The following is an 18,248-nucleotide window of genomic DNA, read 5'->3' as shown; positions in this document are numbered from 1 at the left end:
TGCATTCGGGTTGAAAGAGAGGGAGGAAGTCGCTCATACTCTTAGCTGATCCTGCGCATCCGTGCTTATCTGCAGAGGCAGGCCGGGGCTCGGTATAAAACTAATAAGGAATCAGTCATGGCAGAAGAAACGATTTTCAGCAAAATTATTCGTCGGGAAATTCCGTCGGATATTGTTTATCAGGATGAGCTAGTGACCGCCTTTCGCGATATCTCCCCGCAGGCGCCGACCCATGTTCTGATTATCCCGAATGTCCTGATTCCCACCGTAAACGATGTCACCACCGAACATGAACTGGCGCTGGGGCGGATGATGACCGTCGCGGCGAAGATTGCCCGTGATGAAGGTCTTGCCGACGATGGCTATCGTCTTATCGTCAACTGCAACCGCCACGGCGGGCAGGAAGTCTACCATATTCATATGCACCTGCTGGGCGGCCGTCCGCTGGGTCCGATGCTGGCGCATAAAGGTTAATTCATGCGCGCTGCTTACTCAGGCGTATTGATTCTCGCGGCGGCGTTATTGGCCGGGTGCGGCTCGCATCCGGAAATCCCGGTCAGTGAACAGCAGACTCTGGTGATGGAATCCAGCGTGCTGGCGGCCGGCATCAGCGCCGATCCGCCATCGGTCACCGCTTCCGAAATTCAGGCGACCGCCACCTCAAGATTATTTAATGAACGGCAAGAGCCCATTACCGTGCACTACCGCTTTTTCTGGTATGACGCCCGTGGTCTGGAGATGCATCCGCTGGAGCCCGCGCGTAGCGTGACGGTTCCTGCCCATTCATCGGTCGTGCTCTACGGCAGTGCCAATATCCTTGGGGCGCACAAAGCCCGCCTTTATCTTTATCTGTAAGAGGTCATCATAATGATTAAAATGTGTCGCTATGCGTTAATCACAGCACTGGCGATATTCCTGGCTGGCTGTGTGGGTCAACGTAATGAGCCCGCGCCAGTCGAGGAGGCGAAGCCGAAACCGGAACAACCGGCGCAGCCGTTGCCAACGGTTCCTTCCGTCCCGACGGTACCAACGCAACCAGGGCCGATTGAGCACGGCGGCGAGCAGCCGTCGCAGCCATCTCAACCTGCGCCGCGCGTTCGTCACTACAATTGGGAAGTCGCGGTACAACCGATGGTCGGCCAGATGCTGCAAGCGGGCGGCGTGACGGCGGGTAGCATTCTGCTGGTTGATAGTGTCAACAACCGCACCAATGGTTCGCTGAATGCCGCTGAAGCCACTGCCGCGCTGCGTAATGCGCTGGCGGGCAATGGCAAGTTTACCCTGGTGTCTTCCCAGCAGCTCTCTGTAGCTAAACAGCAGTTGGGCCTGTCGCCGCAGGATAGCCTCGGCAGCCGTAGCAAAGCGATGGGCATCGCGCGTACCGTTGGCGCCCAGTATGTGCTGTACTCTAATGCTACCGGCAACGTCAATTCGCCGGAGCTGAAAATGCAATTGATGCTGGTACAGTCCGGCGAGATTATCTGGTCGGGCAAAGGTGCAGTTCAGCAACAATAAGCTTACGCGCGACGAACTCCTGTCGCGCTTTTTCCCTCGCTATTCACCGGTCGCCGCGCTGACCGAAAAGGGGCTGAGCGGCGGCAGTTGCATTATCAGCGACGGCGTCCAGCGGCGGGTACTGCGCCAGCCGCATGACCCGCAAGCGCCGCTCAGCCATTTCCTTCGTCAGTACCACGCGCTATGCCGACTTCCCGCGACGCTTTCGCCCGCGCCGGTTTTCTTTTCGCCGCGCTGGATGGTGGTGGAGTATTGTGCAGGTGAAGTGAAAAGCGCGCTGCCGGAGTGCCTGTCGTTGGCCGGGTTATTGTATCATCTGCATCAGCAGTCGCGTTTTGGCTGGCGTATTGCGCTGGCGCCATTGCTTGAGCTGTACTGGCAGCAGAGCGACCCGGCCCGGCGCACGGTTATCTGGCTACGCTGGCATCAACGTTTGTTGCGCCAGCGGGAGCCGCAACCGCTGCGTCTGGCGCCGCTGCATATGGACGTCCATGCCGGTAATATTATTCATAGTGACGCCGGTCTGCGGTTGATCGACTGGGAGTATGCCGGTGATGGCGATATCGCGCTGGAGCTGGCTGCAGTATGGTGCGATACCGCAGAGCGTCGTCGGTTGGTAAAAGAATATTCACGGCTGGCGCATCTCGATGAATGTCAGCTGTGGCGGCAAATACAACGCTGGCGGCCATGGGTACTGTTGCTGATGGCGGGCTGGTATGAGCGGCGCTGGCAGCAGAGCGGCGACAGGCAATTTATCGCGCTGGCGGAGGCGGCCTGGCGTCAGTTAGACAGAGAAAATAAAGGATAAGAGAGGTCAGTGTGGGTCCGGTAATGTTGGATGTCGAAGGTTTTGAACTGGATGCGGAAGAGCGTGAGATTCTGGCTCATCCTTTGGTTGGCGGCTTAATTCTGTTTACCCGCAACTACCACGATCCGGCGCAGTTGCGTGAACTGGTACGGCAAATCCGCGAGGCCTCGCGTAATCACCTGGTGGTGGCGGTGGATCAGGAAGGCGGGCGCGTGCAGCGCTTCCGCGACGGTTTTACCCGTTTGCCGGCCGCACAGTCTTTTGCCGCGTTGTTGGGAATGGAAGAGGGCGGTAAGCTGGCTGCTGAGGCCGGTTGGCTGATGGCCAGCGAGATGATTGCCATGGATATTGATATCAGCTTCGCGCCGGTACTGGATGTCGGTCATATTAGCGCCGCCATTGGCGAGCGTTCCTACCACGAGGATCCGCAAAAGGCGCTGATCATGGCGCGACACTTCATCGACGGTATGCATGCCGCGGGCATGAAAACGACCGGTAAGCACTTCCCGGGCCACGGTGCCGTCACGGCGGATTCGCATAAAGAAACCCCGTTTGATCCCCGCCCGGCGGCGGAGATCCGCGCCAAAGACATGGCGGTGTTTAAGACCCTGATCAACGAACAGCGTCTGGATGCGATTATGCCAGCGCATGTGATTTACACCGACCTTGATCCGCGTCCGGCCAGCGGGTCAGAATACTGGCTCAAAACCGTATTACGCGGCGAACTGGGTTTTGATGGGGTCATCTTCTCAGACGATCTGTCGATGGAAGGGGCGGCGATCATGGGCAGTTATGCTGAACGCGGGCAGGCATCGCTCGATGCCGGTTGCGATATGATCCTGGTCTGCAATAATCGTAAAGGCGCGGTCAGCGTGTTGGATAACCTGTCCCCGATCAAAGCAGAGCGTGTTACAAAATTGTATCATAAAGGTTCATTTACCCGTCAGGAACTGCGAGATTCCGCTCGTTGGCAGACGGTCAGCGCACAACTGGAGCAGCTCCATGCGCGTTGGCAAGACGCGAAGTCTGCGTAATTAACCTGAAGGGCGTTGTTGTCTGGTGAGGATACGATGATTATCTATTTACACGGTTTTGACTCTAACAGCCCCGGTAACCATGAAAAGGTGCTGCAGCTGCAGTTTATCGACCCTGATGTGCGGTTGATAAGCTACAGTACGCTCCATCCAAAACATGATATGCAGCATTTGTTGAAGGAAGTCGACAAGATGCTGCAGCTCAATGCCGACGATCGGCCGCTGATCTGCGGCGTCGGATTAGGCGGCTACTGGGCGGAAAGAATCGGTTTCCTTTGCGATATTCGCCAGGCTGTGTTCAACCCGAATCTGTTCCCTTATGAGAACATGGAAGGAAAAATCGACCGGCCGGAAGAGTACCAGGATATCGCCACTAAGTGCGTAAACAACTTCCGCGAAAAGAACCGCGATCGTTGCCTGGTGATGCTGTCACGTCAGGATGAAGCGCTGAATAGCCAGCGCTCGGCGGAATTACTGCATCACTACTACGAAATCATCTGGGACGAAGTGCAAACGCACAAGTTTAAAAACATCTCACCGCATCTACAGCGAATCAAAGCGTTTAAGACCCTCGGCTAACCGCGGTTCCCTCCCGGCACTCGCCCGCTGCGTGTCAACGCCGCGGGTTTTTTCTTGTCCATAATGGCATTGTCCGTTTAAAAAATATGCGGTAAAACTTGATGCATATCAATTTTGGTATGACCAATGTTCCGTTCATGATATTCTCGGTCTTGCTGAATGGTTTCATTACTGCAACCTATTGTTAACTAAGAGCTATTTGAATAACTTTTAATTAACAATTGGTTAATAATTTTAGGGGGTCTCGTGACTACGCCATTGAAAAGAATCGTTATTGTGGGCGGTGGCGCCGGCGGATTGGAACTGGCCACTCAGTTGGGTAGAAAACTGGGCCGTCATAAAAAAGCGAAAATTACGCTGGTGGATCGCAATCACAGCCATCTGTGGAAACCGCTGCTGCATGAAGTGGCAACCGGTTCTCTTGATGAAGGCGTTGATGCGCTGAGCTATCTGGCGCATGCGCGCAATCATGGATTCCAGTTCCAGCTGGGCTCGGTGGTTGATATCAATCGCGAAGGTAAAACCATCTCTCTGGCGGAGCTGCGTAATGAGAAAGGCGAACTGCTGGTCGCCGAACGTAAACTGCCGTATGACACGCTGGTGATGGCGCTGGGGAGTACTTCCAACGACTTTAACACCCCGGGCGTGAAGGAAAACTGCATTTTCCTCGATAACCCGCATCAGGCACGTCGTTTCCATCAGGAAATGCTCAACCTGTTCCTGAAATATTCTGCGAACCTCGGCGCGAATGGTAAGGTGAACATTGCTATCGTCGGCGGCGGGGCAACCGGCGTTGAGCTCTCCGCTGAACTGCACAATGCGGTTAAACAGTTGCACAGCTACGGCTATAAAGGGCTGACCAACGAAGCGCTGAACGTGACGCTGGTTGAAGCCGGCGAACGTATTCTGCCGGCGCTGCCGCCGCGCATTTCCGGCGCTGCGCACAATGAACTGACCAAACTTGGCGTTCGCGTTCTGACGCAAACCATGGTCACCAGTGCTGACGTCAATGGCCTGCATACCAAAGACGGGCAGTTTATTGATGCCGATCTGATGGTGTGGGCGGCGGGTATCAAAGCGCCTGACTTTATGAAAGAGATTGGCGGTCTGGAAACCAACCGTATTAACCAACTGGTCGTCGAGCCGACGCTGCAGACCACGCTGGACCCGGATATCTATGCCATTGGCGACTGCGCCTCTTGCGCTCGTCCGGAAGGCGGTTTCGTGCCTCCACGCGCCCAGGCGGCGCACCAGATGGCGACCTGCGCGCTGAATAACATCCTGGCGCAGATGAAAGGCAAGGCGCTGAAACCGTACGTCTATAAAGACCACGGCTCGTTGGTGTCGCTCTCCAACTACTCCACCGTCGGTAGCCTGATGGGCAACCTGATGCGCGGCTCGATGATGGTGGAAGGGCGTATTGCGCGCTTCGTCTATATCTCGCTGTACCGTATGCACCAGATTGCGCTGCATGGTTACTTTAAAACCGGCCTAATGATGCTGGTAGGACGTATTAACCGTATTATTCGTCCGCGCCTGAAGCTGCACTAAGTCCCGATTGTCCCGGATAGCGTCATTGTGAGGCTATCCGGGAAAACACAGCATATCCTTCTACCAGAACCACGAATCCCTGTTCAGAATCCTCTGAATCCCATTGATTTGCCGTATGTTCCCGCATTTTTCATCCGCTTTCTGATTTGCATACCCCCTAACCAGCACGCAGAATTGCTAGTAACAGCAATGAAGGAGGAACTCCCGTGAATAAATCAATGTTGGCGGGTATTGGGATTGGCGTAGCCGCTGCGCTGGGCGTCGCTGCCGTCGCCGGTCTCAATGTATTCGATCGTGGCCCGCAATATGCGCAAGTGGTGTCCAGTACGCCGATAAAAGAAAGCATAAAAACGCCGCGTAAGGAGTGCCGTAACGTGACCGTGACTCACCGTCGTCCGGTGCAGGATGAAAACCGTATCGCCGGATCCGTTCTCGGCGCGGTGGCGGGCGGGGTGATTGGCCATCAGTTTGGCGGCGGTCGCGGACGTAGCGTCGCAACGGTTGTTGGCGCATTAGGCGGCGGCTATGCGGGTAACCAGATTCAGGGCTCTATGCAGGAAGGTGACACCTATACCACCACCCAGCAGCGCTGTAAGACGGTATACGACAAGTCAGATAAAATGCTCGGTTACGACGTCACTTATAAAATCGGCGACCAACAGGGCAAAATTCGCATGGATCATCAACCGGGCGCGCAAATCCCGTTGGATAGCAACGGCCAGTTGATTCTGAATAACAAAGCCTAAAAAAGCGTTTATACCCTAAATAATTCGCCCCTCAATCACTCAGGCTGAGGGGCTTTTTTATCAGAACGTTAACGCGTAGTTCAGGCCGAAGGTCCGGCCGCGGCCTTTGTATTCGTACAGCCCGGCGCTACCGTAAGTTGGGCTATACAGCAGCGGCGCGCGCTGTCCCCAGATGGTGACGTAATCTTCGTTCAGCAGGTTCTCGATACTGAAGGTCAGTTTACCCACCGGAAGCAGGTAGCTGCCGATAAAGTCGACGGTATTGTAACCATCAAGTTTATTACCGCTGGCATCGCTTAAATCAAATACCTGCTGGCTTTGCACGCGCAGCGACCATGGATCCGGCGCCCAGCCGACCCACGCGGTGGCTTTTGATGGCGATGCCAGGGTGACGTCCCACTTCTGCCAGCGGCCATCGGTTTTAACTTCTGATTTCAGTACGTTGAAGTTAGCGCCCAGGCTCCAGTCACTATCAGGCACGAAGTAGTCCACTGCGCCTTCCATGCCGTAGATACGTCGCTTATCCGATTTCACATCGATAGTCATATCGCTGCGATTCACGACGATGGTTTTATCGGATGTTGAGTAGTAAGCGGCCAGCTGAGTGCGCAGGTTGTCACCGGTGTAGCGCCAACCCAATTCCCAGGAGTTAACCTTGATGCCCTGCAGTGGCGAGTCGCCGACGTTAACGCTGGATACCAGCGGCAGATGGCCGTTAACCGCGGCGCCATAGTTGCCAATACCGTAATATTTTCCTGGATCCGGTAATTCGACGCCCTGCGAGAAGTTAAACCAGGTCTGCTGGCGTTCGGCGATGTGGGCGACGATCCCGGCGTTGAACAGGAAATTATCATAATCGATATTGCCGCCCGGAATGGCGTCCGCCGACTGGTATTTCCCTTTGGCGACATCCTGTTGCTGTGCGTAGCCGACAAAATCATCGACCCGGTTTTCGGTCCACTGATAACGCACCCCGCCGCTGAGGGTGAAGAGGTCATTCAGATCGTAGCTACTTTGCAGGAATGGCGCGAGGTTGGTGATGCTGTAGCCCGGATAACGCCCGGTGGTATAGGCTGATTGGTTGTTCAGGCCGCCGGAAGCCATCGCTTTATCCAGGTCGAAGAACATCTGGTCAGAGTTAAAGGTCTCGTGGTCGGCGTCGACGCCCCAGGTCAGATCCCATCCCGCCAGCGGTTGGCTGTTGAAGGTGATTTTGGCGCCGTACTGATCGGTATCCTGTTTTGACGCGGAAAAGCTACTGATCTGTCCCTTACTCAAGGCAGGGAAGGGATAGAAGGTAAGCGACTCGTCGCGATAGTAGATCTGAGTGACCAGATTCTGACCGAAAAAGTCGGCATCGGAGTATTGCAGGCTGATCAGATGGCGTTCGGTGCCGGGAACGCGATCTGAGTTGAGTCCATCGGAGGTCCAGGCTTTGCTTTCTCCTAACACCGCCGACATATCCTTGCCGAGGTTTAGGCCGTAGTCATCGCCCTGGCTTTTATAGTACTGGGTGACCAGCTGGAGCTGGCGCTGGTCATCGATTTCGATGGTGCCGGTTCCCATCACATCGAGGCGGTCGGAGTGCTGCAGACCGGTTTGCGTGTTATCGAGGATCAGCGCATCGTTGTTGCCGTCGTACCAGCCGCCAAAACGCTGATACGCCACCGACAAACGGCCAGAAGCGTGATCGGTTCCGCCGCTGACGGCTACCGCCACCCGTTCGTCATGATCGTTGCTATTGGCGAAGCCGGTTTTGCCGCCGAGTTCTAAATCTACCTGCCGGTCTTGCTGACCTTTTTTGGTGACGATATTAATCAAACCGCCGGTGCTGCCGCCGCCGTACAGCGAGGTGGCGCCGGAGATGACTTCAATATGTTCAATGTTGAACGGATCGATAGCATCGAGCTGGCGGCTATCGGTGCGTGATGAGTTAAGACGCACGCCGTCGATGAGTACCACAATGGCGCGCCCGCGCATGTTCATTCCGTAGTTAGTGCGCCCCTGGCTGCTGACGTCGATTCCGGGGATTAACTGAGCCAGAACATCTTTAAATTCTTTCCCGCCCTGAACCTGTTGTTCAATTTCCTGGCCTTCAATGACCCAGGTCGTTTGCGCCATGTCGGCAACGGTACGGTGGTTACGGTTGGCGCTGACGACAATATTGTCGTCGTCGGCGGCCAGCGCGGTAAAGGTGGGCAGGGTGGTGGCCAGCAGCAGAGGATTGAGCAGCCAGAGGCGCTTGTTCATTCGCATTCCTTGATATGAGTTAACGGCAATTACTGTTGTTATTTTTTTCAGACGCAGGCGCGGCTGTTACAGCGTGAAATACATAGAAAGACAAATGCGAATTTTGCACATATTGATTATCATTATCAATATCATTTACAACAAATCAACAAAATGAAAACATTGAGGAAAGTCAGGGTAAATAGCAGAAAGGGGGGAGAAAACCGGCGATCGATGACCGCCGGTTAGAAATTAAGGCTGGAGGATCTGTGGCCACAGGCGCAGCGTGGTGTCGCTAATTTGCTTCAGCGTTGCGAAATCGGCGCCTTCACGAGCGCTAATCGACATCCCTTGCAGCACGCAGTTTAAAAACTGCGCCAATTGCAACAAGTTACCTTCCGCTGGCAGCTCACCTCGCTGCTGACGCTGTTGTAAAAACTGCGTCAGGGTCTGTTCCTGTACCGCATGCCGCGACTTAATGGTGTTGGCAATATCGGTCGATGAAGCGGCCAGTGCTGCGGAGGTGTTAATCATAAAACAACCTGCCGGGGTATCTTTGCTGGTAAAACAGGTGGCGACGGCGGTGAAATAGTCACGCAGTGCCTGATCGACGGTTTTGTCGTCATCGAATAGCAGGGCTTCATGTTTGGCAGCGAAGCGGGAAATGTAGCGATCCAGCACCGCGCGGAACAGTCCCTCTTTATTCACGAATTCGGCATATAGCGTTGGGGCTTTTGCGCCGGTTGCTTCGACGAGATCGGCCAGTGAGGTCGCCTCATAGCCGTGTTGCCAGAAAAGTGTCATGGCCTTATCCAGCGCCGCGTCCCTGTCGAACACTTTCGGTCGGCCACGGCTTTTTTTTGCGCAACTTTGAACGTCAGTTGTCATGATGCCGTTGTACCTATGTTGGTTTGTTGAACGGTCATTATAAAAATAAACCTCTCGCACTGCCAGCGACATCCGTCCAAAAATAAATAATTCATATATGTATGAAATTTAAGCATTTAACAAATAGTTAAATGATCGTTATAAAAATGAGTTGACCTGTGACTTGGATCACACTATCATTTACCTATCGATCGTTAAGTTAATTCTTACGACCCTACTATAAAAATCATCTGCATAGGTATAATAATCATGAAAAACGTCCAAAAGCTGGCCCTTGTCGCCGTACTGAGCTCACTCTCATTCGCAAGTTTCGCCGCCGTTGAAGTGCAATCCACTCCAGCAGGTCAACATAAAATCGGTACCGTTTCCGCCTCTGCCGGCACCAACCTGGGTTCGCTTGAAGATCAGTTGGCGCAGAAAGCAGACGAAATGGGTGCGACCTCTTATCGCATTACTTCCGTCAGCGGTCCTAACACGCTGCACGGTACTGCGGTTATCTATAAGTAAGTGTTGTAACCCCTGTCATGCCACTGACAAAACGCGATCCTGACCCCCTTCAGCAGATCGCGTGTAGTAAGCAGTAAAAGTAGTAACCCTTTGTTATGCCACTCGCGACGCAGTCCACACCCCTTCATGGGACTGCGCGATGCGAAATCTCGTCAGCCAGTCTGGCGATTGCCACAAAAAAACCCGCCATGCCTGGCGGGTTTTTTACTTTCTATATGTCGTCAATAAATTACATCGCTTGCTCACCGGCAGCCTGGTGGCGGCTAACATCGACCGGCATTCCGGAGCGCAGCTCCATCGCATATTCCATCACCTGCTGATTAGTCTGCGGCGCCTGCTTAAAGGTCTGCATACTGGCATTCAGCACGATAGGCAGCGTCTGCGGATCGTCATTGATATGCTCGGACAGCGGTTGGTGAACTTCCACCAGACGGACGCCGTTTGGCTCCACCGATACCTTAATTGGTTCGTTGATGATGTTCACTTTGGTGCCTGGGGTTATCTTGTTGTACAGGGCCTTAATGTCGGCATCGCGCAGACGGATGCAGCCTGAGCTGACGCGCATACCAATACCGAAATCAGCGTTGGTGCCGTGTAGCAGATAGACGCCGCCGTAAGCCGCGAGACGAATCGCGTGGTGGCCCATCGGGTTATTTGGCCCGGCAGGTACGACTGCGGGTAAATCGATACCCATTGCTTTATAACGCGCACGAATATTGGCGGTCGGTGTCCAGGTCGGATTGGCGCGCTTATCCGATACGGTGGTCACCATCGTCGGGGTAAGGGTGTCGCCGCCGAGTTGGCCGATACCGATCGGGTAGACGGTTACGGTATTCTGCCCTGGTGGGTAGTAGTACAGACGCAGCTCGGCGATGTTGAGTACCAGACCTTCGCGCGGGGCGTCAGGCAGCAGCGTCTGCAGCGGAATGGTCAGTACGCTGCCAGCGCGCGGCACATAGGGATCAACGCCCGGGTTTGCCTGCAGCAGCGCGAGAAAACCGACGTTGTACTGCTTGGCGATCGATTCCAGCGAACCGCCGTTATCCTGTACCACGTGAAACTGATTCTGTCCGACCAGTCGGCTACCGGACGATGGTAACGGCCAGGTATTGGCGCGGGCGGGGAGGGTGAGCGTCGCTGCGACGGCTAACAGCGCCAGCCAGGTTGAAATACGCGAGATATTTATCATTACCATAATTCCACAGCAAGTAAACGGTTATTTTTATAAGATAAGTGGTGTCAATTATGGCGCGGGGGAGTGTGGGGAAATCCAGGTGGATTGCAAAATGTTTGTAAAGTTTACTGACTGTGACAGAAGAAGAGATGCGGTAGGGGCTACCGCATCTCCTTTATACATCAGGCGGTCGCGTTATCTTCCAACTGGCGCATAAACTGGCGAACCCAGTCCATCCGCGTTTTACGTTCGTCCAGCTCCTGCATGAATTTCAGCCGGGTCGGCCCATCCAGCCGATAATGTTGCGGTTGTTTCTGCAGCAGACCGATAAGCCAGACCGGATTAACGTTATTTTTCTCATTAAACTCAATCACGCCGCCTTTTTCGTTGCATTCCAGCTTACGGATCCCCAGCTTCTGCGCCTGCTGGCGCAAACGCGCAATATCCAGCAGATTGCGCGCCGCATCCGGCAGCATGCCAAAACGATCGATGAGCTCAACTTTGATTTCGTCGAGATCGTGTTCGTTTTTGGCGCTGGCGATGCGCTTATAAAACGACAAGCGCGTGTTGACGTCAGGAATAAAGTCATCCGGCAACAGCGCTGGCATGCGCAGCTCCACTTCTGTTTGCTGGCTGGTCAGATCCTCCAGCGATGGCTCGCGTCCCTCTTTCAGGGCATCAACGGCGTTCTCCAGCAGCTCCATATACAGCGAGAAGCCGATGGTTTCCATCTGCCCGCTTTGGCCTTCGCCTAACAGCTCGCCAGCTCCGCGGATCTCAAGATCGTGAGTTGCCAGAGCGAAACCGGCACCGAGGTCTTCCAGAGAAGCAATGGCTTCCAGTCGTTTTTGCGCGTCGGTGGTCATCGCTTTCGGGTGCGGCGTCAGCAGCCAGGCATAGGCCTGATGGTGCGAACGACCGACGCGGCCGCGCAGCTGGTGCAGCTGGGCCAGGCCGAAGTGGTCGGCGCGCTCAATGATGATGGTATTAGCGGTCGGGATATCGATCCCGGTTTCAATGATCGTCGTACAGACCAGGACGTTAAAACGCTGGTGGTGGAAATCGTTCATTACCCGCTCCAGCTCGCGCTCGCGCATCTGGCCATGACCGATGGCGATCCGCGCCTCCGGCACCAGCTCCGCCAGACGATCCGCCGCTTTCTGGATGTTTTCGACATCGTTATACAGATAGTAAACCTGGCCGCCGCGCAGGACTTCACGCAGGATCGCTTCGCGTACAACCAGCGCATCGTATTCGCGGACAAAGGTTTTTACCGCCAGCCGGCGAGCCGGCGGGGTAGCGATAATAGACAGATCGCGCATCCCGCTCATCGCCATATTCAGCGTGCGCGGAATTGGCGTTGCGGTTAGCGTCAGGATATCGACATCAGCGCGCATGGCCTTGATGCGCTCTTTATGACGCACTCCGAAGCGATGCTCTTCATCGACGATTAACAGCCCCAGATCGCGCAGTTTGACTTCGTTTTGCAGGAGCTTATGGGTGCCGATCAGAATATCGATTTTACCTTCTGCCGCCTGTTCGAGGATCTGTGCCTGCTCTTTGGCGCTGCGGAAGCGTGAGAGCATTTCGATGCGCACCGGCCAGTTGGCGAAACGGTCGCGGAAGTTATCGTAGTGCTGTTGGGCGAGCAGAGTGGTGGGCACCAGCACCGCGACCTGTTTGTGGTTTTCGACGGCGAGGAAGGCGGCGCGCATCGCCACTTCGGTTTTACCGAAGCCGACGTCACCGCACACCAGACGATCCATTGCCAGTGGTTGGCACATGTCGCTGAGCACGGCGTTGATCGCCTGCGCCTGATCCGGGGTGGTTTCAAACGGGAAGCCATCGCAGAACAGCTGGTACTGTTCGCGGTCATGCTTAAAAGCGAAGCCTTCTTTTGCCGCGCGTTGAGCGTAAATATCCAGCAACTCGGCGGCGACGTCGCGAACTTTCTCCGCCGCTTTTTGCCGCGCGCGCGCCCAGGCATCGCCACCCAGTTTGTGCAGTGGCGCATTTTCTTCCGCGCCGCCAGCGTAGCGGCTAATCAGATGCAGCGACGATACCGGTACGTACAATTTGGCGTCATTAGCGTAGGTCAGCATCAGGTATTCTCCCTTGATGCCGCCAGCTTCGAGCGTGGTCATCCCCGCATAGCGGCCAACGCCGTGTTCGAGGTGTACCACCGGTTGACCGGTATGTAACTCCGCCAGGTTGCGGATCAGGGTATCGGGGTTGATGGTGCGGCGCGAATCCTGGCGACGACGGGCGACGCGTTCACCCAGCAGATCGCTTTCGCAAATCAGCGCCAGGTTGGCCTGATTATCAATAAAGCCGTGTTCAGCGGCGCCGATCATCAGGAAGCGGCCGTTACCCGTCGCGTCCTGCAGGCGCAGGATATGCTTCGGCGCGATTTTGATGCGCGCCAGCATTTCACCCAACGCCTCGCGGCGACCTTCGCTCTCGACGGAGAAAATCACCGGACCGCTGAAGGATTCCAGGAAGCGGCGCAGGTTATCCAGCGGCGCTTTATTTTGCGCTTGAATCGCCAGGTCGGGCAGGGGTTGATAGCCGAGGTTGGTATTGGCGGCTTTCTCTGCCAGATGCTCGGTTTTTAACTGGATCCGCGGCCATTTTTTCAGCTCGCTGAACAGTTCGTCGCTGCGTAGCCATAGTTGTTCCGGCGGCAGCAGCGGGCGCATTGGGTCGACGCCGCGGTTTTCATAGCGAGCGCGAGTTTCATTCTGGAAACGCTCGGCGCTTTGTTCCAGATCGCCGGTATTCACAATCAGCGTACTGGCCGGGAAATAACTAAACAGTGGCGGCAGCGGCTCATTGAAGAACAGCGGCTGCCAGTATTCGATACCGGCAGGTAGCGTGCCTTTGCTGACCTGCTGGTAGATATGCTCGGCGTCGCGTTTGACGTCGAAGCGATCGCGCCACTGGCTGCGGAACAGTTCGATAGCCGCCTGATCGGTGGGGAATTCATGCGCCGGCAGCAGGTTAATGGCGTCGACTTCTTCAAGGGTGCGCTGGCTGTCGACATCGAACAGCCGCAGGCTGTCTATCTCATCATCAAAGAAATCGAGACGATACGGCTGTTCGCTCCCCATCGGGAAGAGATCGAGCAAGGCGCCGCGAGTGGCATACTCGCCATGCTCCATTACCTGATCGACGTGGCGGTAGCCCGCACTATCAAGCTGTGTGCGTAGCGCATCGCGCGACAGGCTCTGGCCCTTTTTCATCACCAGAGCGTGGCCGTGCAGGTAGTTGTGCGGGCAGACCCGCTGCATCAGGGTGCTCACCGGAACGATAAGCACGCCGCGCTGCATGGTCGGCAACTGGTATAAGGTGGCAAGGCGCGAAGAGATAATGTCCTGATGCGGCGAGAAACTGTCGTAAGGCAGGGTTTCCCAGTCTGCCAGACCGATCACCATGCTGTCGGTAAACTGCCCGATTTCATCGTTCAGACGCAGGGCGTTCTGCATATCAGGCGCAACCAGCACCACCGGGCCGTGATGGCGTTCAGCCATCTCGGCTACCAGCGTGGCACAGGCCGCGCCGGTGAGTTCGCCAAGCTGGCGCTGATCGCCGGCTTTAACCGGCAGGGTGTAGCGATATTGTTGAGGCATAGCGGTTGTCAGGATCCCTTAGCGCCTATCCCATCAGGCGATTGTTTGTACTGTTTGACCACAGTCGGCCAAATGTCGCGCGCATTCGCTCTACGATGTAAGGGCAAATTGCTGATATTCAATGTCTCTGATTATCCGCAATTGACCTGATTTCGCCAACCTGAATGGCCATCGGCGCGGCGTTTTCTGCGGCGCATTCCGATAGATAAATATATACACTCTAAATTAACTGATTGATTTAAAATCATTATTTTGTTGTTTTGGCGAAAAAATCTACCGTATCAGCGATTTACGCGTTGGGTTATGCCATATATACTCGAACATCGGCTATCAGCAACCAGATGGATTACATGTACCAACCTGCCGCACTATTTATCGGCCTTCGCTACATGCGCGGGCGCGCAGCCGACCGCTTCGGCCGTTTCGTCTCCTGGCTTTCGACCATCGGCATTACGCTTGGCGTGATGGCGCTGGTGACCGTCCTGTCCGTGATGAACGGCTTCGAACGCGAGCTGCAAAACAACATCCTGGGGCTGATGCCGCAGGCTATCCTTAGCGCCCAACAGGGGTCTATCAATCCGCAACAGCTGCCGGAAAACGCCGTCAAGCTACAGGGCGTGACGCGTATTGCGCCGCTGACCACCGGCGATGTGGTGTTGCAAAGCGCCCGCAGCGTCGCCGTCGGCGTGATGCTGGGTATCGATCCGGCGCAAAAAGATCCGCTGACGCCTTACCTGACGAACGTCAAACAGAGCGAGCTACAGGCGGGTAAATATAACGTCATTCTTGGCGAACAACTGGCGGGCCAGTTGGGGGTTAATCGCGGCGATCAAATTCGCGTGATGGTTCCTTCCGCCAGCCAGTTTACCCCGATGGGCCGCGTGCCGAGCCAGCGCCTGTTCAACGTCATCGGCACCTTTGCCGCCAACAGCGAAGTCGATGGTTATCAGATGCTGACCAACATCGATGATGCCTCCCGTCTGATGCGCTATCCGCTGGGCAATATCACCGGCTGGCGCTTGTGGCTGAGCCAGCCGCTGCAGGTTGACACGCTCAGTCAGCAGAAACTGCCGGACGGCACCAAATGGCAGGACTGGCGCGAGCGTAAAGGCGAGCTGTTCCAGGCCGTGCGGATGGAAAAAAATATGATGGGGCTGCTGCTGAGCCTGATTGTCGCCGTCGCTGCTTTCAACATCATTACGTCGTTAGGCATGATGGTGATGGAGAAGCAGGGCGAGGTGGCGATTCTGCAGACTCAGGGGCTGACGCCGCGGCAGATCATGGCGGTCTTTATGGTACAGGGCGCCAGCGCCGGGATTGTTGGCGCGCTACTCGGCGCGCTGCTTGGCGTGCTGCTGGCCAGCCAACTGAATAATTTGATGCCGATTATCGGCGCGTTTTTGGACGGCGCGGCTCTGCCGGTGGCGATTGAGCCGCTGCAGGTGATCATTATCGCTCTGGTGGCGATGGTGCTGGCCCTGCTGTCTACGTTGTATCCTTCCTGGCGCGCTGCCGCCACTCAACCCGCTGAGGCTTTACGTTATGAATAAGATCCTGCTGCAATGCGACAACCTGTGCAAACGCTATCAGGAAGGCAACGTGCAAACCGACGTGCTGCACGATGTGAGCTTCAGCATTCAAGAGGGTGAGATGATGGCCATTGTCGGCTCTTCGGGGTCCGGCAAAAGTACGCTACTGCATCTGCTCGGCGGGCTGGATACTCCGACCTCCGGCGACGTTATCTTCTCCGGTCAGGCGATGAGCGCGCTCTCTGCCGCGGCCCGCGCCGATCTGCGTAATCGCGAACTCGGCTTTATCTATCAGTTCCACCATTTGCTGCCGGACTTCACCGCGCTGGAAAACGTGGCGATGCCGCTGCTGATCGGTAAGAAAAAAGCGACGGATATCGAACGCCAGGCCAAGGCGATGCTGCAGGCGGTGGGGCTGGAACACCGCAGCCATCACCGCCCGTCGGAGCTTTCCGGCGGTGAGCGCCAGCGCGTGGCGATTGCTCGCGCGCTGGTGAATAAACCGCGGCTGGTGCTGGCGGATGAGCCGACCGGTAACCTCGATGCTCGCAATGCCGACAGCATTTTTGAGCTGTTGGGCGAGCTGAACGTCGCCCAGCGTACCGCCTTCCTGGTGGTCACCCATGACCTGCAGTTGGCGAAACGGATGAACCGCCAGTTGGAGATGCGCGATGGCCGCCTGACGGCCGACCTGACCCTGATGGGGGCCGAGTAATGGCCTCTCCGTTATCGTTACTGATTGCGCTGCGTTTTAGCCGCGGAAGACGCCGCGGCGGCATGGTATCGCTGATCTCCGTGATTTCCACGATTGGCATCGCGCTGGGGGTTGCCGTGTTGATCGTCGGCCTGAGCGCGATGAACGGCTTCGAGCGCGAGCTCAACAACCGCATTCTGGCGGTAGTGCCGCACGGTGAAATCGAGCCAGTCAATCAGCCGTGGAACAACTGGAACGACGCGCTGGCGAAAGTCGAGAAAGTGAAAGGTATCGTCGCCGCCGCGCCCTATATCAACTTTACCGGGCTGGTGGAGAGCGGCAGCAATATGCGCGCCATTCAGGTGAAGGGCGTCGATCCGCAGCAGGAGAGCCGCTTGAGTTCACTGCCGAATTTCGTGCAGAACAACGCCTGGGCCAATTTTAAGGCTGGCGAGCAGCAGGTGATCCTGGGCAAAGGGGTCGCCGATGCGTTGCACGTTAAGCAGGGAGACTGGGTGTCAATCATGATCCCGAACTCGGATGCTGAACATCAACTGCTGCAGCCCAAGCGCGTCAGGCTTCACGTGACCGGCATTCTGCAACTGAGCGGCCAGCTCGATCACAGCTTCGCGATGATCCCGATGCCGGATGCCCAGCAGTATCTGGACATGGGCAGCAGCGTCACCGGTATCGCCATTAAAGTCACCGACGTGTTCCACGCCAATACCCTGGTGCGCGACGCCGGGGAAGTAACCAACAGCTATGTCTATATCAAAAGCTGGATTGGCACCTATGGCTACATGTACCGTGATATTCAAATGATTCGCGCCATCATGTATCTCGCGATGGTACTGGTGATCGGTGTTGCCTGCTTTAACATTGTCTCGACGCTGGTGATGGCGGTGAAAGATAAAAGCGGCGATATTGCGGTACTGCGCACGCTTGGCGCGAAAGACGGCTTAATCCGCGCGATTTTCGTATGGTATGGTTTACTTGCCGGTTCGGTAGGGAGCCTGATCGGAGTGGCTATCGGCGTGGCGGCCGCGCTGAAGCTGACGTCGATTATCAACGGTATCGAAGCGCTGATCGGGCATAAATTCCTTTCCGGCGATATTTATTTTATTGACTTCCTGCCGTCTGAATTGCACTGGCTGGACGTCGTTTATGTGCTGGTGACAGCACTGTTGCTGAGTTTGCTGGCCAGCTGGTATCCCGCCCGCCGCGCCAGTCGTATCGACCCGGCGAGGGTGCTGAGTGGCCAGTAATTTATCGTCATGGCCCGTGATACACCGCAGCCATTGAGCTAACGCTGCTGATGCAGAGACCGCCCAAAGGATGAGGTGTTGGGGCCAACAAGAGGAATTG

General features: G+C 55.7%; 16 protein-coding genes. 12 read left to right on the top strand and 4 right to left on the bottom strand.

The genetic code is table 11. The features are described 5' to 3' along the window. Nucleotides 1-117: 117 nt before the first annotated feature. The 8 genes from hinT to PYR66_14165 all read left to right on the top strand — a co-directional run bounded on the left by hinT (nucleotide 118) and on the right by PYR66_14165 (nucleotide 6,233). Nucleotides 118-474, top strand: a complete 357-nt coding sequence (gene hinT, locus PYR66_14200; GenBank protein WEF26483.1) for a purine nucleoside phosphoramidase — start codon at nucleotides 118-120, stop codon at nucleotides 472-474. Nucleotides 475-477: 3 nt separating this feature from the next. Then, complete coding sequence (locus PYR66_14195) at nucleotides 478-855, top strand: YcfL family protein (protein WEF26482.1); 378 nt, start codon at nucleotides 478-480, stop codon at nucleotides 853-855. Nucleotides 856-876: 21 nt separating this feature from the next. After that, nucleotides 877-1,515, top strand: a complete 639-nt coding sequence (gene lpoB, locus PYR66_14190) for a penicillin-binding protein activator LpoB (GenBank protein ID WEF30453.1) — start codon at nucleotides 877-879, stop codon at nucleotides 1,513-1,515. After that, complete coding sequence (gene thiK / locus PYR66_14185; GenBank protein WEF26481.1) at nucleotides 1,496-2,323, top strand: thiamine kinase; 828 nt, start codon at nucleotides 1,496-1,498, stop codon at nucleotides 2,321-2,323. Before lpoB ends, thiK begins: the two co-directional genes overlap by 20 nt. A gap of 23 nt (nucleotides 2,324-2,346) precedes the next feature. Beyond that, nucleotides 2,347-3,357, top strand: a complete 1,011-nt coding sequence (gene nagZ / locus PYR66_14180; GenBank protein ID WEF26480.1) for a beta-N-acetylhexosaminidase — start codon at nucleotides 2,347-2,349, stop codon at nucleotides 3,355-3,357. A gap of 36 nt (nucleotides 3,358-3,393) precedes the next feature. Then, nucleotides 3,394-3,936 (top strand): alpha/beta hydrolase YcfP, encoded by a 543-nt coding sequence (ycfP, locus tag PYR66_14175; GenBank protein ID WEF26479.1) that lies wholly within the window; start codon nucleotides 3,394-3,396, stop codon nucleotides 3,934-3,936. A gap of 246 nt (nucleotides 3,937-4,182) precedes the next feature. Continuing rightward, nucleotides 4,183-5,487, top strand: a complete 1,305-nt coding sequence (locus PYR66_14170; GenBank protein ID WEF26478.1) for an NAD(P)/FAD-dependent oxidoreductase — start codon at nucleotides 4,183-4,185, stop codon at nucleotides 5,485-5,487. A gap of 206 nt (nucleotides 5,488-5,693) precedes the next feature. After that, on the top strand, nucleotides 5,694-6,233 hold the full coding sequence (locus tag PYR66_14165; GenBank protein ID WEF26477.1) for a glycine zipper 2TM domain-containing protein: 540 nt from the start codon (nucleotides 5,694-5,696) through the stop codon (nucleotides 6,231-6,233). A gap of 60 nt (nucleotides 6,234-6,293) precedes the next feature. On the opposite strand, the gene PYR66_14160 is transcribed toward PYR66_14165, so the two are convergent. Both PYR66_14160 and PYR66_14155 read right to left on the bottom strand, forming a co-directional pair. Next, entirely contained in the window at nucleotides 6,294-8,483 is a 2,190-nt protein-coding gene (locus PYR66_14160) for a TonB-dependent siderophore receptor (GenBank protein WEF26476.1), read from the bottom strand. 231 nt (nucleotides 8,484-8,714) lie between these two features. After that, nucleotides 8,715-9,350: a TetR/AcrR family transcriptional regulator gene (locus PYR66_14155; protein ID WEF26475.1), complete on the bottom strand. Its 636-nt coding sequence runs from the start codon at nucleotides 9,348-9,350 to the stop codon at nucleotides 8,715-8,717. 249 nt (nucleotides 9,351-9,599) lie between these two features. Between PYR66_14155 and bhsA the strand changes: the two genes are divergently transcribed. Beyond that, on the top strand, nucleotides 9,600-9,857 hold the full coding sequence (bhsA, locus tag PYR66_14150) for a multiple stress resistance protein BhsA (protein WEF26474.1): 258 nt from the start codon (nucleotides 9,600-9,602) through the stop codon (nucleotides 9,855-9,857). A 229-nt stretch (nucleotides 9,858-10,086) separates the two neighbouring features. Here the strand turns inward: bhsA and PYR66_14145 are convergent, their stop codons facing one another. Both PYR66_14145 and mfd read right to left on the bottom strand, forming a co-directional pair. After that, nucleotides 10,087-11,046: a L,D-transpeptidase family protein gene (locus tag PYR66_14145; protein ID WEF26473.1), complete on the bottom strand. Its 960-nt coding sequence runs from the start codon at nucleotides 11,044-11,046 to the stop codon at nucleotides 10,087-10,089. Between the two features lie 167 nt (nucleotides 11,047-11,213). Continuing rightward, a complete protein-coding gene (gene mfd / locus PYR66_14140; protein WEF26472.1) occupies nucleotides 11,214-14,660 on the bottom strand; it encodes a transcription-repair coupling factor in 3,447 nt (1,148 codons plus the stop codon). Between the two features lie 350 nt (nucleotides 14,661-15,010). Here mfd and lolC point away from each other — a divergent pair, with 350 nt between their 5' ends. The 3 genes from lolC to lolE are packed head-to-tail and all read left to right on the top strand — an operon-like array spanning nucleotide 15,011 to nucleotide 18,148. Continuing rightward, complete coding sequence (lolC, locus tag PYR66_14135) at nucleotides 15,011-16,210, top strand: lipoprotein-releasing ABC transporter permease subunit LolC (GenBank protein WEF26471.1); 1,200 nt, start codon at nucleotides 15,011-15,013, stop codon at nucleotides 16,208-16,210. Continuing rightward, entirely contained in the window at nucleotides 16,203-16,904 is a 702-nt protein-coding gene (gene lolD, locus PYR66_14130) for a lipoprotein-releasing ABC transporter ATP-binding protein LolD (GenBank protein WEF26470.1), read from the top strand. The genes lolC and lolD overlap by 8 nt, the downstream gene beginning before the upstream one ends. Further along, complete coding sequence (gene lolE, locus PYR66_14125; GenBank protein ID WEF26469.1) at nucleotides 16,904-18,148, top strand: lipoprotein-releasing ABC transporter permease subunit LolE; 1,245 nt, start codon at nucleotides 16,904-16,906, stop codon at nucleotides 18,146-18,148. Before lolD ends, lolE begins: the two co-directional genes overlap by 1 nt. Nucleotides 18,149-18,248: the final 100 nt, after the last annotated feature.

Source organism: Klebsiella aerogenes (assembly GCA_029027985.1).
In the GTDB taxonomy this organism is placed as follows: domain Bacteria; phylum Pseudomonadota; class Gammaproteobacteria; order Enterobacterales; family Enterobacteriaceae; genus Klebsiella; species Klebsiella aerogenes_A.
The sequence above is the reverse complement of the archived record's forward strand: the minus strand, read 5'-3'. Positions and strand labels throughout refer to the sequence as shown.

Excerpts from the sequence above, each read along its gene's own strand:
- mfd (WEF26472.1), bottom strand. The coding sequence starts at position 14,660 with ATGCCTCAACAATATCGCTACACCCTGCCGGTTAAAGCCGGCGATCAG.
- nagZ (WEF26480.1), top strand. The coding sequence starts at position 2,347 with ATGTTGGATGTCGAAGGTTTTGAACTGGATGCGGAAGAGCGTGAGATT.
- PYR66_14160 (WEF26476.1), bottom strand. The coding sequence starts at position 8,483 with ATGAACAAGCGCCTCTGGCTGCTCAATCCTCTGCTGCTGGCCACCACC.
- lolD (WEF26470.1), top strand. The coding sequence starts at position 16,203 with ATGAATAAGATCCTGCTGCAATGCGACAACCTGTGCAAACGCTATCAG.
- lpoB (WEF30453.1), top strand. The coding sequence starts at position 877 with ATGTGTCGCTATGCGTTAATCACAGCACTGGCGATATTCCTGGCTGGC.
- ycfP (WEF26479.1), top strand. The coding sequence starts at position 3,394 with ATGATTATCTATTTACACGGTTTTGACTCTAACAGCCCCGGTAACCAT.
- PYR66_14195 (WEF26482.1), top strand. The coding sequence starts at position 478 with ATGCGCGCTGCTTACTCAGGCGTATTGATTCTCGCGGCGGCGTTATTG.
- PYR66_14155 (WEF26475.1), bottom strand. The coding sequence starts at position 9,350 with ATGACAACTGACGTTCAAAGTTGCGCAAAAAAAAGCCGTGGCCGACCG.
- bhsA (WEF26474.1), top strand. The coding sequence starts at position 9,600 with ATGAAAAACGTCCAAAAGCTGGCCCTTGTCGCCGTACTGAGCTCACTC.
- PYR66_14145 (WEF26473.1), bottom strand. The coding sequence starts at position 11,046 with ATGATAAATATCTCGCGTATTTCAACCTGGCTGGCGCTGTTAGCCGTC.
- lolC (WEF26471.1), top strand. The coding sequence starts at position 15,011 with ATGTACCAACCTGCCGCACTATTTATCGGCCTTCGCTACATGCGCGGG.
- lolE (WEF26469.1), top strand. The coding sequence starts at position 16,904 with ATGGCCTCTCCGTTATCGTTACTGATTGCGCTGCGTTTTAGCCGCGGA.
- hinT (WEF26483.1), top strand. The coding sequence starts at position 118 with ATGGCAGAAGAAACGATTTTCAGCAAAATTATTCGTCGGGAAATTCCG.